The sequence below is a fragment of the Stenotrophomonas africana genome (genome assembly GCF_013004645.1).
GTDB classification, from domain to species: Bacteria; Pseudomonadota; Gammaproteobacteria; order Xanthomonadales; family Xanthomonadaceae; genus Stenotrophomonas; species Stenotrophomonas africana.
On record NZ_JABEME010000001.1, the window covers coordinates 686,859 to 701,931 of the forward strand.

A 15,073-nucleotide genomic window follows, 5' to 3' on the forward strand; every position below is an offset into this window, starting at 1 on the left:
GTTGGTCATGATTGGAATTCATCAATCGCCCGCGCGCGCGGTAGAGTCGACTGTCAGTCGACTATCGCGCGCAGCGCGGCATTTCCCTGACCCTCGAAAGAGCAGTCGACTGACAGTCGACTCTACCGATCTGCAGGTCACCGGATCTCGGAGATCTCCACGCCGTCCAGCCCCTGCGACAGGGTGCGCGCGTCGCCGCCCTGGCTGAGCTTGATGCGCAGGCGCACCTCGTTCTGCGAATCGGCGTAGCGCAGCGCGTCCTCGTAACTGATCTCACCGGCCTGGTACAGCTCGAACAGGCTCTGGTCGAAGGTCTTCATGCCCAGCTGGACCGAGTCCTTCATCACTTCCTTCAGCTTGTGAATCTCGCCGTCGCGGATGTAGTCCTGCACCAGCGGCGTGCCCAGCAGGATCTCCATCGCCACCTTGCGCGAGCGGCCATCGGGCGAAGGAATCAGCTGCTGCGCAACCACGCCCTTCAGATTCAGCGAAAGGTCCATCAGCAGCTGGTTGCGGCGGTCTTCCGGGAAGAAGTTGACGATGCGGTCCATCGCCTGGTTCGCGTTGTTGGCATGCAGGGTGCACAGCACCAGGTGGCCGGTTTCGGCGAACGCGATGGCGTGGTCCATGCCTTCGCGGGTACGCACCTCGCCGATCATGATCACGTCCGGCGCCTGGCGCAGGGTGTTCTTCAGCGCGGCTTCCCAGCTGTCGGTATCAATGCCGACTTCGCGCTGGGTGATGATGCAGCCCTCGTGCTTGTGCACGAATTCAATCGGGTCTTCGATGGTGATGATGTGGCCGGTCGAGTTCTGGTTGCGGTAACCGATCATCGCCGCCAGCGACGTCGATTTACCGGTGCCGGTGGCGCCGACGAACAGGATGATGCCGCGCTTGGTCATCGCCAGCGTCTTGATGATCGGCGGCAGGCTCAGTTCTTCCACGGTCGGGATGCGCGTCTCGATGCGACGCAGCACCATGCCGACCTGGTTGCGCTGGTAGAAGCAGCTCACGCGGAAGCGGCCGACACCGGACAGGCCGATGGCGAAGTTGCATTCGTGGGTCTTCTCGAATTCCTCGCGCTGCGCCGGGGTCATCACATTGAGGACCAGGTCGCGGCTCTGCTGCGGCGTGAGCGGGGTCTGGGTGATCGGCGAGATCTTGCCGTTGACCTTCATCGCCGGCGGCATGCCGGCGGTGATGAACAGGTCCGAGGCGCGCTGGTGCGCCATCAGTTTGAGGAACGAAGTGAAATCGATGGTGGTCGCGGTGGTGTTCACGGCGGGCTCCCAATGGGGCATGTACCAGGAAACGGTCGGTGGAGGAAACAGCGCGGGAACGGCGGCGCACTGGCGCACGCCGCCCCGTTGCGGCCCTGCCTTACTCGAACAGGCGCTTGTCCTTGGCGTAGTCGCGGGCCTGGTTGCGGGTGATCAGGCTGCGCTTGACCAGGTCCTGCAGGTGCTGGTCCAGGGTCATCATGCCGTACTGCTGGCCGGTCTGGATGGCCGAATACATCTGCGCCACCTTGTCTTCGCGGATCAGGTTGCGGATGGCCGGGGTGCCGACCATGATTTCCCACGCAGCGGTACGACCGCCGCCGACCTTCTTCAGCAGCGCCTGCGAGATCACCGCACGCAGCGATTCAGACAGCATCGAGCGCACCATCGGCTTTTCGCCGGCCGGGAACACGTCGATGATGCGGTCGATGGTCTTGGCCGCCGAGCTGGTGTGCAGGGTGCCGAACACCAGGTGGCCGGTTTCCGCGGCGGTCAGTGCCAGGCGGATCGTTTCCAGGTCACGAAGTTCGCCCACCAGGATGATGTCCGGGTCCTCACGCAGCGCCGAGCGCAGTGCTTCATTGAAGCCATGCGTATCGCGGTGCACTTCGCGCTGGTTGATCAGGCACTTCTGCGAGGTGTGCACGAATTCGATCGGATCCTCGACGGTGAGGATGTGGCCGTATTCGTTCTTGTTGATGTAGTCGATCATCGCCGCCAGCGTGGTCGACTTGCCCGAGCCGGTCGGGCCGGTCACCAGGATCAGGCCCTGCGGCTGCTGGATCACCTCGCGGAACAGCGGCGGGCAGGCCAGGTCCTCGAGGGTGAGCACCTCGGACGGAATGGTACGGAACACCGCACCGGCACCGCGGTTCTGGTTGAACGCGTTCACACGGAAGCGCGCCAGCGACGGAATCTCGAAGGAGAAGTCCACTTCGAGGAATTCCTCGTAATCGCGGCGCTGCTTGTCGGACATGATGTCGTACACCAGCGCATGGACCTGCTTGTGGTCCAGGGCCGGGATGTTGATCCGGCGAACGTCGCCGTCCACGCGGATCATCGGCGGCAGGCCTGCGGACAGATGCAGGTCGGACGCTTTGTTCTTAACGGAAAACGCCAACAGTTCGGCGATATCCATGAGCGGCTACTCCCCAATAACGGCTTCGACTGGAAGGATCTTTCCCCGGGCGGCAGTATAGCCTCCTGATTCAACGGAACGCGTTACGTGGTCACTCCCCTGCCCCAGATCCTGAGCAACCTGCATGCCGCCGCCGAGGCCGCTGGCAGGCCCGATCCACGCCTGCTGGCGGTGTCCAAGACCCAGCCGGCCGAGGCCGTGGCCGCGCTGGCCGCACAGGGCCAGCACGCCTTCGGCGAGAACTACGTGCAGGAAGCGCTGGCCAAGATGCAGACGCTGCAGCACCTGGCGCTGGAGTGGCACCTGATCGGCCACCTGCAGTCGAACAAGGCCGAGGCCGTGGCCAGCCACTTCGACTGGGTACAGAGCGTGGACCGGCCCAAGCTGGTGACCGCGCTGGCACGCCATCGCCCGACCGCGCGCGGCCCACTGAACGTACTGGTCCAGGTCAACATCGACGACGAATCCAGCAAGCATGGCTGTGCACCGGAAGAAGTGGATGCACTGGCCGCCGCAATTGCCGCCGAACCCACCCTGCGCCTGCGCGGACTGATGGCGATTCCCGCGCCATGGCCCGAGGCCGAGCGCCGTCGGGATGCATTCGTGCGCATGCGCACACTTTTCCAATCGCTGGCTGCCCAGCACGCGCAGATCGACACGCTGTCGATGGGCATGAGCAGCGACTACGCCGAAGCCATCGCCGAGGGCGCCACCCTGGTGCGCATCGGCACCGCCCTGTTCGGCGCGCGACCGCGCCCGGCCTGATTTACCAAGGAGATTTCCATGGCAGCTGATTCCATCACCTTCATCGGCGGCGGCAACATGGCGCACAGCCTGATCGCCGGCCTGATCCGCCAGGGCGTGCCGGCGGCGCACATCCACGTGGCCGAACCGGTGGCCGCACTGCGCCAGTCACTGGCCGCCGACTTCGGCGTGCAGGTGCATGACAACGCCGCCGATGCCGCCGCGCAGGGCCGCACCTGGCTGCTGGCGGTGAAGCCGCAGGTGCTGCGTGAGGTCTGCCAGTCGCTGCAGGCACTGGCGCAGGCGAAGCGCCCGCTGGTGGTATCGATCGCCGCCGGCATCACCAGCGCGCAGCTGGAACGCTGGCTGGGCGGCAACCTGCCGGTGGTGCGCGCGATGCCCAACACCCCCGCCCTGCTTGGCGCCGGCGTGACCGGCCTGTACGCCACGCCCTCGGTGGATGCGCAGCAGCACGCGCAGGCCGAACAGGTGCTGGCCAGTGCCGGGCGCACGGTGTGGATCGACAGCGAGTCGCTGATGGATTCGGTCACCGCCGTATCCGGCAGCGGCCCGGCCTATGTGTTCCTGCTGGCCGAAGCGATGGAAGCGGCGGGGATCGCCCAGGGCCTGCCGGCCGACGCCGCGCGCACGCTGGTGGTGCAGACCCTGCTGGGCGCCTCGCGCATGCTCGATGAGGCTGGTGAGAGCCCGGCGGAACTGCGTCGCCGCGTGACCTCGCCGAACGGAACCACCCAGGCCGCGATCGAGAGCTTCCAGGCCGGTGGCTTCGAGGCGCTGGTGGATACCGCACTGCGCGCCGCGCAGGTGCGTGGACAGGAGTTGTCTGCGGCGAATGATTGATCCCGAGGTGTGCCGACCCACGGTCGGCACACACCGTCATCCACGCATGGCGCAGATGTTCATCGCCCCAATGTGGTCATGACGAAATCGACGAAGCACTGCAACCGCGGGCGCGGCCTGCGGTCGGGCAGGTAGATCAGGTGCATCGGCCGCGGTTCGGGCAGGTAGTCGCGCAGCAGCGGCTTCAACCGCCCTGCTGCAATCTCCCCCGCCAGCAGCGCGGTCGGCTGCAGCACCAGCCCTGCTCCGGCCACCGCCGCTTCGCGTAGCGCCAACCCATCGTTGCAGGTCAGGCGCGCCTCCCAATCCACCTGTTCGCCGTTGGCCAGCTGCCAACCATGGCCACCACGCCAGGCCAGATGGCTCAGGCAGTCATGCCCCTGCAGATCCGCGGGCGTACGCGGCATGCCGCGCCGGCGCAGGTAGGACGGCGCCGCACACAGGCTCATCGCATACGGTGGCAGCGGCCGCGCCACCACCTCCTGCGACGGCAGTGGCCCGACCCGGATCGCCACGTCGAAGCCGTCCTCGATCAGATCCACACGGCGGTTGCTCAGATCCAGTTCGACGTTCAGCTGCGGCTGCGCGCGCAGCAGGCTGGCCAGTTGTGGCGCCAGCACGCAGCTGCCCCAGGTGGTGGGTGCGCTGACCCGCAGCAGCCCGCGCGGTTGAACCTGCAGGCCGGCCACGTCGGCTTCGGCCTGCTGCACCTGCTCCAGCACCTGCCGGCACCCGGCCAGGTAGGCACTGCCGGCTTCGGTCAGGCGCTGGCGGCGGGTGTTCCGTTGCAGCAACGCAGTGCCCAGGTGCGCCTCCAGCTGCTGGATGTACTTGCCGACCATCACTGCCGACACCTGCAGCTGTTCGGCGGCCGCTGCAAAGCTGCCACGCTCGGCCACGGCGACGAAAGCCTGCATGCAGCGAAGAGTATCCATTGCTAATCCAGAGTTAGGAATCTGCGAAGCATACGCCGCTTACCTAACCCCACTATGACGGCGCAGACTGCGCTCACTCCCTCACGCAAGGAACGGCCATGAAGATCCTCCTCGTCGGTGCCAGCGGCACCCTCGGCCAGGCAGTCGCCCACCAGCTCGGCCAACAGCATCAGATTCTCGCCGCCGGCCGCAACAGCGGTGAGCTGCGCGTCGACCTGACCGACGACGCCAGCGTCGCCGAACTGTTCGCGCGTACCGGCCCGGTCGATGCGGTGATCTCAACCGCTGGCAAGCTGCACTTCGGCCCGCTGCAGGAGATGACGCCCGAGCAGTTCAACATCGGCCTGCAGGACAAGCTGCTGGGCCAGGTGCGGCTGGCACTGGCCGCGCAGCACCACCTCAACGCCGGCGGTTCGATCACCCTGACCAGCGGCATCGTCAGCGCACAGCCGATCCGCGATGGCGTCAACGCCACTGCAGTGAATGCCGCGCTGGAAGGCTTCGTGCGCGCCGCCGCACTGGAGCTGCTGCCACGCGGCCTGCGCATCAACGTGGTCAGCCCGAACGTGCTGATCGAATCGATGGCCGCCTACGGCCCCTACTTCCCTGGCTTCGAAGCGGTAAGCGCGCAACGCGCCGCACTGGCCTTCCAGCGCGCAGTGGAAGGCATCCAGAGCGGCGAAACGATCACGGTCTGGTAAGAAAAAAGGGGACGGAGGGGATTAAGTCGTTTGTGCATTAACGACTTAATCCCCTCCGTCCCCTTTTCGGGGGTCATTCCCAGCGCATCGGACCGTCGCCGCGTTCGCCGAGGACGTCTTCGGGGTTGGCCAGGCGGCAGCGCTGCAGCGACAGGCAGCCGCAGCCGATGCAGCCGGTCAGCTCGTCGCGCAGCAGTTGCAGCATGTGGATGCGTTCTTCCAGCTCGGTGCGCCAGCGCGCGGACAGCCTGGCCCAATCGGCCTTGGTCGGTGCGCGGCCCTCGGGCAGGCTTTCGAAGGCACGGCCGACCGCTTCGAGCGGCATGCCCACGCGCTGCGCGACGCGGATCACGGCCAGCCGGCGCAGCACGTCGCGGCTGTAGCGGCGCTGGTTGCCCGAGGTGCGCAGGCTGCTGATCAGCCCCTTGCGCTCGTAGAAATGCAGCGCGGAAACCGCCACGCCACTGCGCTGGGCGACTTCGCCCACGCTCAGTTCCTGGGACACCATTGCTTGACCTCAACTGCTGTTGAGGTGTCATGCTGCTATCTTCGCCGCCAGTTGACAAGCGCGGCCCGCATCTGACCCGTATGACCCCGACCCTCTCGCCCGCCGACGCCATCGCGCCGTCCGATACGTCGATCCTGTCCCCGCGCTACCGCGCCACCACCATCGGCATGGTGGCGCTGGTCGCGCTGCATGCCTTCGAGGCCCTGGCGGTGGCCGCCGCCATGCCCACCGTGGCCGAAGCGCTGGACGGCCTGCGCCTGTATGCGCTGGCGTTCGGCGGTACCCTGGCCACCAGCGTGATCGGCATGACCCTGGCCGGACGCTGGGCCGACCGCCATGGGCCCGCCAGGCCGCTATGGTACGGCCTGGCCTGCTTCGTGCTGGGCCTGCTGCTGGCCGGCTTTGCGATGCGCATGGGCATGCTGGTGGCCGGGCGCCTGCTGCAGGGCCTGGGTGCGGGCGCGATCTCGGTTTCGCTGTACGTGATGGTCGGGCGCAGCTATCCCGAACACCTGCGCCCGAAGGTATTCGCCGCGTTCTCGGCCGGCTGGGTGGTGCCCTCGATGGTCGGCCCGGCGTTGAGCGGCCTGATCGTGCAGCACCTGGGCTGGCGCTGGGTGTTCCTGGCGGTGCCATTGCTGGCGGTTCCGGCGGCCCTGCTGCTGCGCCCCGCGCTGGCGCGCATGCAGCGCAGTCCCGCCAGCACCGCCGACGATGGACGCGGCAAGGTGGTGCGCTGGGCCAGCGGCGCCTCGCTGGCCGCGTTGCTGCTGTACTTCGGCGGTCAGCAACAGGGCCTGCCCGCCCTGCTCTGCATCGGTGTGGCGATGCTGGCGCTGCTGTTCTGCGTACATCGACTGCTGCCGGCCGGCACACTGGTCCTGCGTCGTGGCCTGCCCAGCGTGATCGCGCTGCGTGGCATCGCGGCGGCCGCGTTCTTTGCCTGCGAGGCCTACCTGCCGTTGCTGCTGCAGCGCGAACGTGGCCTTTCGCCCAGTGGGGCCGGTGCCGTGCTCAGTCTTGGCGCACTGGGCTGGTTCGCCGGCTCGTGGCTGCAGGGCCACCAGCAGCGTGGCTGGTCACGCCAGCAACTGCTGCAGGCCGGCACGACGATGATGACAGTCGGCATCGCCGCCACGCTGGCAGTGCTGTTCAACGTGGTGCCACTGCCGGTGTCGCTGCTCGGCTGGGCCGTGACCGGCTTCGGCATGGGCATGATCTATGCAAGCCTGTCGGTGCTGACGCTGTCGCTGTCGGCGCCGCAGGAGCAGGGTGCCAACACCTCGGCACTGCAGTTGAGCGAGGCCCTGTCGGTGACCACCGCGCTGGCGGTCTCCGGTGCATTGTTCGCATTGTTCGTGGAAAGCGCCCCGCACACCGGCTACCTGCTGTGCCTGGCCATCACCTTCGGCCTGGCGGTGTTGGCCACGGTGATCGCGCGACGGGTGTAGCGCCGCCGGAGGGATTCCGCCGGGCCACGCCCGGCGAACGCAGCGGTCAGGGTGTTCTGTCGGCTCCCACATCATCAATGTCCCGGTGCAGGATGCGCCGCACTTCCAGCACTGCCTGCGGGGTCTCCTGCACACTGTGGCCGGAAATGATCACCTTCTCCGACAACGCACCCGGCAGGTGCGCGCTCCAGTACGGCACCAGCCCGTCATCGGACTTCTCCACCGGCAGCTCCGGTTTGCGCTGGGCGATGATCGAGTGGTACTTCAGGCCGGCTTCGATCGGCAACTGTGCGGCGGCCTTCACGAACGGATCGCTGGCCTTGAGGTTGTCGATGCTGTTCGGGATCTTCGGCTTGGCGGTGCCGTCGACCTGCTGCTCGGCCTGTGCCAGCGCCATGAATACATCCTCGAACTTGCCGAGGATGGTCAGCGGCAGGCGTACCAGGCGCCCGATCAGGCGCCCGACCTTGTTGCCGGCGATATCCGTGCCCTGGTGCGGCGCGGCGATGAAGATCGCGCGTTCCACGTTCGGCTGCGCCTTGAAATGCAGCAGTGGCCCCAGCTTGTTCTGCACCCGCTTCAGCCGTTCACCCTTCAGATCGTAGTTGGCCAACAGGTCGTTCCACAGTACGTCGCCCGAATCGCTCACCAGCAGCCGGGCCAGTACGCCGCCCATGCTGTGGCCGATGTAGACCATGTCCTTCGATGCAGGCGTACTGCCGTTGGGATCGAAGTGCTTCAGCGTGTCGTTGAACGCATTGGCGATCTCGTAGCGGTTCAGTGCGATCGGTGCATTGGTCGGGTAATAGACCTGCCACACCTGGAACTGCTGGCGCAGCTCGGGGTCGCCCATGATCTCGTTGGCCAGGTTCACCCAGGCTTCCGGGCTGCTGGCCAGGCCGTGCAGCATGAAGATGATGCGGCGGTTGGGGTCCCACGGCTGCATCAGGTAGATGTGCGGTTCGCCGATGCCCTCGCTCATGCCGAACAGGGTGCGCAGCGACTGCCTGGCGAAGCCACTCTGTGCCAGCCACAGGCCGTAGGCGGCAGTGAAGTTGCCGGCCAGCGGCACCTGTTCGCCGTGCAGGGTGATGCGCTCGGTGGCTTCCGGCGAATAGGCATCCAGCTCGACCCGGCGCGTGCGCATCACGTCTTCCAGGCTGCTGCCCTCGAAACGCAGCAGTGCGGTGACGTTGATCGAGGACATCTCACTGAACTCGGGCACCGAATCGTCATGGCGATGACGACGGCCGCGCCGCTCGTCATCCCCATCGTCCGATGCCGTTTCGGCCTTCGGGCCATCCGCTGCGATCACCGGCGCAACCAGCTTCGGCGGGTCCATCACCATCACCAGTTCGGCACCGAAGCCATCGCGGCGATAGGTGCTGCGCAGGCCGACAAAGCTGACCGTTCCCGCCGGCACCAGCTGCGCGGGAATGCTCTTCAGGTTCAGCTGCTGGTAGTTGGAGGCCAGCGACCAGCTACCGACCGTAAGCGGCTTCGTGTAGTCCTCGCCGGCCAGCGCAGCCGCGCGTGCGCGGACGAACAGCACCACCGCCGCCTTCTCGGCGGCGTAGTTGTAGTAGTCGCGCACCTGCGTCTGGCGGTCCTCGAAGGCACGGTCGGACGGCGAGCGGCCGCTGTAGAACAGGTACGCATAGGCGTAACGCGCGGCTTCCAGCCAGGCATCCAATGCCGCATCACTCATCGGCGGATCGCCGGCAGCGGTCTTCTTCGGGGTCAGCGCCAGCGCTGCCTTCACCCACAGTTCGGACAGCGCCGACAACCGCTGTTCGACATTGAGGTCATCGGTCATCAACAGCGTGCTGCGGCAGACCAGGAAGTCCTTCTCGCACTGTGATTCGTCCAGGCCCGCTGCGCTGAGCGTTTCGCGCGCGGCCGGGCTGAGCTTGCCGGTGTTGAGCACATCCGCGCGCTTGTTGACCAGCGAATCGCTGGATTTGACCTGCTTGACGGTAACCATCGCACAGCCGCTGCTGCCCAGCAGCAGGAAGGCGGCGAACAACACCGGCAGCAGCCGCTGCCAGCGGGTCAGAAAGAGTTGGTTCATTACTGCGGGTCCTGCTCGGTGCCGGGCACGCCCTGGCGGATCACGGTGGAGAAATTGGCGCCATCAGCGAGATCCAGCGCGCGCTGTGTGATGCGGCCCTTGGCATGCAGTTCGGTGTACGGCACGCCCGGAGTGAGCGCACCGACTTCCTGCGCGTACTCGGCCAGGTAACCGGACAGCAGCAGGCGGTAATCCAGCGGAAGGCGCGGTGCGATGTGGCGGGCCAGGTCGAAGACGATCGTGGTGCAGTTGCTGGTCAACGTGTTGTAGAAGCCGGGCTTCGCATCGAGTTCGCGGGCCTGCGCGATGTACGCAGCAAACAGCTCCTTCAGCTGCGCGCGGTCCATGCCATGCAGACGGTACAGGTAGACGTCCTCGCCACGCGCGTTGGTGCGGGTGCGGATGATGTCGGTCTCCTCCGAAGCCACCAGGGTCATCTCGAACTTGCGGAAGAAGCCACCCAGCGCCGAGAACGACTCACCGCGCTCCTTGCGGATTTCCAGCGAGAACACCACGTGGCGACCGTCCTCGAAGCCGAACGAGATCAGGGTGTGGGCGATGGCCGGGCCCATCCAGTACGACAGCACCAGATCGGCCGAGCGCAGCTGGTCCAGGTCGTACTCGCGGCGTACCCAGTGTGCGTCGTAGTCGGTTTCGGTCCGCCAGCTGAAGTCACGCACGTTGTCCAGGACGACGTGGCGGCCATCGAAGGACACCACGTGCAGGCGCTGGGCCACGTCATCGGCCCACAACCGGTCCTGGCGCGGAGTCAGCAGCAGCCACCACAAGCCGGCCAGTGCCAGCGATGCCCCGAACGCCAGACCCAGGCGGCGCGAGGCACGGCCCCGCGCGACCCGCCACGACGCCCACAGCGCAACCAGCAGCCACAGCCCGGCGACGCCGGTGGCCAGCCAGCCCGGCCCCGGCAACTGATAGGCCAGCAGCCCGGTCACCCACAGCGCCAGCAGCGCCATGACACTTCCTGTCACCCATCGTCCTGCGGCTTTCACTGGCATCCTGTCGCGGTCTTGAAGCCGCATAGTTAGCCACAAGCGGGTTCACCGTGGCATCTACGGCCCGTTCAGGCAGGCCGGCGCACCGTCGGCGGCGGCCTCTGCGGCCAGGTTCACCTCACAGGAGCAACGATGGGCATCACTTCCGTGGCCGGCGTTCCGGTCCAACCCCAGCACCGTGCGACCTGCCACTGCGGCACGGTCGAGCTGCTGCTGGACCTGCCGGACGGCATCGTCGATCCCCGCCGCTGCGACTGCTCGATGTGCCGGCGCCGTGGCGCCATTGCCGCCAGCGTCACCCGCCAGGGCCTGCAGGTGGTACGCGGGCAGCATCACCTGCAGAAGTACCAGTTCAACACCCATGTGGCCGAGCACTACTTCTGCGGTGTGTGTGGCATCTACACCCACCACCGGCGCCGCTCCAACCCTGACCAGTACGGCTACAACGTGGCCTGCCTGGAAGGCATCGACCCGTTTGCACTGGGCATCATTCCGGTGAACGACGGGGTCAACCACCCCGCCGACCGACTAGCCTAGTGACGCGTGCGCCGTGGTGGTGCGGCAACCTTCTGCCACGGTGCCATGCCACTGCGGCCAGCCCGCGCGGGCCGCTTCAGCCACGGCCGGCGCGGTGTGGCCTGCGGCTGGACCGTGACCGGGGGAGGCAGAGGTCTACGGCCAGGCCAGAGATGATCGAGCAGCCACATGGCAGGTCTCCGTGGGGGACGGGGACGACCAAGCCTAGACCCGGGTGGGCATAGGCTGCGTGAGCGGGACACGACAACGGGATGACGGCGAAGGCGGGCGATGAGCCTGCTACGCAGTACGCCCGACCAACGCGTCTTTACGTTTCCGCAGCAACAGGTGCAACAACACAGCACATGCGGCGGTCAGCAGCGCCAGTACACGCAGCAGTGTTGCCAGCGCCTCACTACTGGCGTGCTGCAGCTGCATGCGGCTCATCGCCGGTAGCAGTGCCTGCGCCTGTTCCCGTGCCCCCGTGGCCAGATAGGCACCGGCACGCGCCAGCGATGCCGGCGATGCTCCCTGCAGCTGATGACCGATCAACAGCGCAAGCAAGGCCGTCACCGCGGCCAGTGCAATGCCCTCGCCCGCCACCCGCACGGTTCCGAAGATGCCGGCGGCCATGCCCGCACGCTGCACCGGTACCACGCTCACCGAAAGCCCATCCATCAGCCCCCACGGCAACGCCGTCCCGGCGCCGACCAGCATCAGCAACGGTACCCACTGAGACGGCGACGGGTGCGATGCCTGCCGCGACAGCAGGTACAGGCCAGAGGCACAGACCAGCAGTCCCAGCGTGCAAATCCGCGCACTTCCCACGCGCTCCGCCCAGCGCGCGGCCAGCAAGGGCAGCGCCAGCATCGGCGCAGACAGGGCCAGCATCTGAAGTCCCACCAGGGTCGCGCTCTGTCCATGCACGCCCAGCAACTGCAGAGGCAGTACCACCAGCAGCACCACGTAGCCGAAACAAGTCGCGACCGGCAGCAGCTGGACACCCAGGAACGCCTGTTGTGCGAACAACGAGAGGTCCAGCAACGGTGAGCGGTGCCGTCGTTCGATGCAGACGAACACCCCGCCCAGCAACAGCGTCGCCAGCAGCGCCAGTTGCACGCGCATGGCATGCAGGCCAAATTCACCCAGCCACAGCAGAGCCAGGGTCAACGCCGCCAGCATCAGGCTGAAGCCCAGCATGCCGCCGACATCCAGCCGCCCGCGTTCGCCATGGCTTTCAGGCAACGCGCGCGCGCCCAGTGCGAAGGCGGCCAACGTCAGCACGCCGCCCGCGGCGAACACACTGCGCCCTCCCAACGCCTGCAGCAGCAGGCCCGCGAGCAGCGGCCCCAGCGCCAGCCCTGTGCCGAACGTCGTGCCCAGCAGCGCAAAGACCCGGGCACGCGCCGGCCCCTGCCAGGCTTGTGCCAGCAGCGCCGTGCCGGATGCCAACGCCGCTGCGGCGGCAACGCCCTGCAACCCGCGCGCCAGATCCAGCCAGAGCAGCGTGGGAGCAAGGCAGACGACAACCGTGGCGATGGTGAAACCCGCCGTGCCCAGCAGGAACAATCGTCGTCGACCATAGCGGTCGGCCAGGCCACCGGCAGCAAGCAACAAGCTGCCGAAGGTGAGCATGAAGGCGTTGGTCACCCAGGCTAGCGCCGTTGGCGACGACGCCGCGGAACGGGCCAGCGCGGGCACCGCGACCGCACCGGCCGAGAAGGACAACGGCAGCGCAAGTGCGGCCAGGCAGACGGCAAGCAGGGTCCAGCGCTGCTGCGTCTTGACAGGTAAGGGGAGCATCGAAACCGGGGCCATGCGGGCCTCCATCCATCAGGGGTATTGATGATGGGCAGGCCGCTATTCCTGAAAAACAGGCTGGATGGACGTTGATTACAGCCAGTTGTTCCGCAATCATGCCTACATGGACTCCATCTCTGCCCTGCTCGCCTTCGTCCGCACCGCGGAGGCCGGCAGCATCGTTGGTGCTGCACGTGTACTCGGCCTGTCCGCGTCGGCGGTCGGCAAGCGCATCGCCCGCCTTGAACAGGAACTCGGCACGCGCCTGTTCCAGCGCACCACCCGCCGCGTGCACCTCACCGACGAAGGCGAACTGCTGCTGCAGCGCTGCCGGCGTGCGCTGGATGAGCTTTCCGAAGCTCAGGCCGACCTGGCGCAGCGCCAGCACGCACCCAGTGGACTGCTGCGTATCGGCCTGCCCACCATCGGCTACCGCTTCCTGTTGCCGGTACTGCCGGGGTTCCAGCAGCGCTACCCGCAGGTGCAGCTGGAACTGGACTTCAACGACCGCATCGTTGATGTGGTCAGCGAAGGCCTGGATGCGGTGATACGCAGCGGTGAACTGGCCGATTCCAGCCTCACCGCACGGCGGCTGGGCGGGTTTCGTTTCGTGCTCTGTGCGGCGCCTGGTTACCTGCAGGCGCACGGTACTCCCGGCGATGTGGGCGACCTGCGCCTGCATACCGCGCTGCGCTTCCGTTACCCCACCACCGGAAAACTGCACCCGTGGCAGCTGCCGGGCATCGAAGGCGATGCCGGAGCGCGCCTTCCCACGGCGATGACCTGCAACAACATGGAAGCCGTGCTGGCCGCTGCGATCGGTTGCATGGGCCTGGCGTGGATGCCGGACTTCCTCGCAGCCGACGCGCTGGCCGATGGCCGTCTGCAACAGGTGCTGCCTGCACTGCCCACGCACCCGGGGCAGTTCTCGCTGCTATGGCCCGGTGGGCGCCATCCCAGTGCACGCCTGCGGGTGTTCATCGACTATGCCGTTGCGCATCTGTTCCAGGGCGCCCCGGAAAAGGGGGACGGAGGGGATTAAGTCGTTTCAGGCACAGTAGGGCCGATTACGACTTAATCCCCTCCGTCCCCTTTTTCGTTCAGCGGCTGAAGCGGCGGGCGCCTGCCACGCAGATCACCGCGACCACGGTCACCAGCACCATGCTGAGGCTGACCGATTCGTGCAGCAGCAGCGCGGCCAGGGCCAGGCCGAAGAAGGGCTGCAGGAGCTGCAGCTGTCCGACGGCGGCGATACCGCCCTGGGCCAGACCGCGGTACCAGAACAGGAAGCCGACCAGCATGCTGAACACTGCCACGTAGCCCAGTGCCCACCACGCCGACGCACCGACGGCGGTGAACGAGGCCGGGCGCATCAGCACTGTCAGCGGCAGCATCACCGGCAACGCCAGCAGCAGCGCCCAGCTGATCACCTGCCAGCCGCCCAGATGACGGGCGAGCCGACCGCCCTCGGCATAGCCCAGCCCGCACACCACGATCGCCGCCAGCATCAGCAGGTCGGCCTGCAGCGAGGCCTCGATGCCGTTGCGCACCGCATAGCCGACCACGCAGGCACTGCCCAGCAACGAGAACAGCCAGAAGGCAGGACGCGGCCGCTCGCCGCCGCGCAGCACGCCGAATACCGCGGTGCTCAGTGGCAGCAGGCCGACAAACACGATGGTGTGCGCGGATGAGGCGTGACGCAGGGCGAGCGCGGTCAGCATTGGAAAGCCGACCACCACGCCGAGGCTGACCACTGCCAGGCCTGGCAGGTCACTGCGGCGCGGCCACGGCTGGCGCAGCAGCAACAACAGCCCCAGGCCGAGCACAGCGGCGATGGTGGCGCGTGCGGCGGTGACGAACCCGGCATCCAGTTCAAGCACCGCCAGTCGGGTGGCCGGTAACGAGCCCGCGAAAATCACCACACCGATGAAGCCATTGATCCAACCACTCGCCGACCGTTCCACGCCTGCACTCCTGCAATGCCGGGCGGTCCCGGCGGGATTTCCATGAGAGCACCTGAGCCCCCGCCACCCCAGCTACAATCCAGTACAGTCA

At 66.9% G+C, this 15,073-nt stretch carries 13 protein-coding genes and 1 pseudogene; 6 read left to right on the forward strand and 8 right to left on the reverse strand.

Going from position 1 to position 15,073, the window contains the following annotated elements; genetic code table 11:
• Positions 1–137: 137 nt before the first annotated feature.
• Together HLA98_RS03430 and HLA98_RS03435 are read right to left on the reverse strand one after the other, a co-directional pair.
• A complete protein-coding gene (locus HLA98_RS03430) occupies positions 138–1,280 on the reverse strand; it encodes a PilT/PilU family type 4a pilus ATPase (protein ID WP_006422552.1) in 1,143 nt (380 codons plus the stop codon).
• A gap of 100 nt (positions 1,281–1,380) precedes the next feature.
• Positions 1,381–2,418 carry a type IV pilus twitching motility protein PilT gene (locus tag HLA98_RS03435; protein WP_006422551.1) on the reverse strand — a complete coding sequence of 346 codons (1,038 nt, stop codon included), beginning with the start codon at positions 2,416–2,418 and terminating at the stop codon, positions 1,381–1,383.
• Between the two features lie 87 nt (positions 2,419–2,505).
• Between HLA98_RS03435 and HLA98_RS03440 the strand changes: the two genes are divergently transcribed.
• On the forward strand, positions 2,506–3,183 hold the full coding sequence (locus HLA98_RS03440) for a YggS family pyridoxal phosphate-dependent enzyme (RefSeq protein WP_057501899.1): 678 nt from the start codon (positions 2,506–2,508) through the stop codon (positions 3,181–3,183).
• Between the two features lie 18 nt (positions 3,184–3,201).
• Positions 3,202–4,023, forward strand: coding sequence for a pyrroline-5-carboxylate reductase (gene proC / locus HLA98_RS03445; protein ID WP_057501900.1), 822 nt, complete (start codon positions 3,202–3,204; stop codon positions 4,021–4,023).
• A gap of 59 nt (positions 4,024–4,082) precedes the next feature.
• Here the strand turns inward: proC and HLA98_RS03450 are convergent, their stop codons facing one another.
• Positions 4,083–4,958, reverse strand: a complete 876-nt coding sequence (locus HLA98_RS03450) for a LysR family transcriptional regulator (RefSeq protein ID WP_057501901.1) — start codon at positions 4,956–4,958, stop codon at positions 4,083–4,085.
• A gap of 71 nt (positions 4,959–5,029) precedes the next feature.
• On the opposite strand from HLA98_RS03450, the pseudogene HLA98_RS03455 reads away from it, so the two are divergent.
• Positions 5,030–5,659: pseudogene (locus HLA98_RS03455) on the forward strand (short chain dehydrogenase); the annotation flags it as partial.
• 73 nt (positions 5,660–5,732) lie between these two features.
• Here HLA98_RS03455 and soxR read toward each other — a convergent pair.
• Positions 5,733–6,167: a redox-sensitive transcriptional activator SoxR gene (gene soxR, locus HLA98_RS03460; protein WP_057501902.1), complete on the reverse strand. Its 435-nt coding sequence runs from the start codon at positions 6,165–6,167 to the stop codon at positions 5,733–5,735.
• A gap of 29 nt (positions 6,168–6,196) precedes the next feature.
• Here soxR and HLA98_RS03465 point away from each other — a divergent pair, with 29 nt between their 5' ends.
• Entirely contained in the window at positions 6,197–7,618 is a 1,422-nt protein-coding gene (locus HLA98_RS03465) for an MFS transporter (protein WP_057501903.1), read from the forward strand.
• Between the two features lie 46 nt (positions 7,619–7,664).
• On the opposite strand, the gene HLA98_RS03470 is transcribed toward HLA98_RS03465, so the two are convergent.
• Both HLA98_RS03470 and HLA98_RS03475 read right to left on the reverse strand, forming a co-directional pair.
• On the reverse strand, positions 7,665–9,689 hold the full coding sequence (locus HLA98_RS03470; protein ID WP_057501904.1) for an esterase/lipase family protein: 2,025 nt from the start codon (positions 9,687–9,689) through the stop codon (positions 7,665–7,667).
• Positions 9,689–10,663, reverse strand: coding sequence for an Lnb N-terminal periplasmic domain-containing protein (locus HLA98_RS03475; protein ID WP_080392956.1), 975 nt, complete (start codon positions 10,661–10,663; stop codon positions 9,689–9,691). Before HLA98_RS03475 ends, HLA98_RS03470 begins: the two co-directional genes overlap by 1 nt.
• Positions 10,664–10,834: 171 nt before the next feature.
• Here HLA98_RS03475 and HLA98_RS03480 point away from each other — a divergent pair, with 171 nt between their 5' ends.
• Complete coding sequence (locus tag HLA98_RS03480) at positions 10,835–11,239, forward strand: GFA family protein (protein WP_057501906.1); 405 nt, start codon at positions 10,835–10,837, stop codon at positions 11,237–11,239.
• Between the two features lie 279 nt (positions 11,240–11,518).
• On the opposite strand, the gene HLA98_RS03485 is transcribed toward HLA98_RS03480, so the two are convergent.
• Positions 11,519–13,036, reverse strand: coding sequence for an MFS transporter (locus tag HLA98_RS03485; protein WP_057501956.1), 1,518 nt, complete (start codon positions 13,034–13,036; stop codon positions 11,519–11,521).
• A 106-nt stretch (positions 13,037–13,142) separates the two neighbouring features.
• Here HLA98_RS03485 and HLA98_RS03490 point away from each other — a divergent pair, with 106 nt between their 5' ends.
• Positions 13,143–14,060 (forward strand): LysR family transcriptional regulator, encoded by a 918-nt coding sequence (locus HLA98_RS03490; protein ID WP_057501957.1) that lies wholly within the window; start codon positions 13,143–13,145, stop codon positions 14,058–14,060.
• Between the two features lie 58 nt (positions 14,061–14,118).
• Here the strand turns inward: HLA98_RS03490 and HLA98_RS03495 are convergent, their stop codons facing one another.
• Positions 14,119–14,982: a DMT family transporter gene (locus tag HLA98_RS03495; protein ID WP_057501907.1), complete on the reverse strand. Its 864-nt coding sequence runs from the start codon at positions 14,980–14,982 to the stop codon at positions 14,119–14,121.
• Positions 14,983–15,073 lie beyond the last annotated feature (91 nt).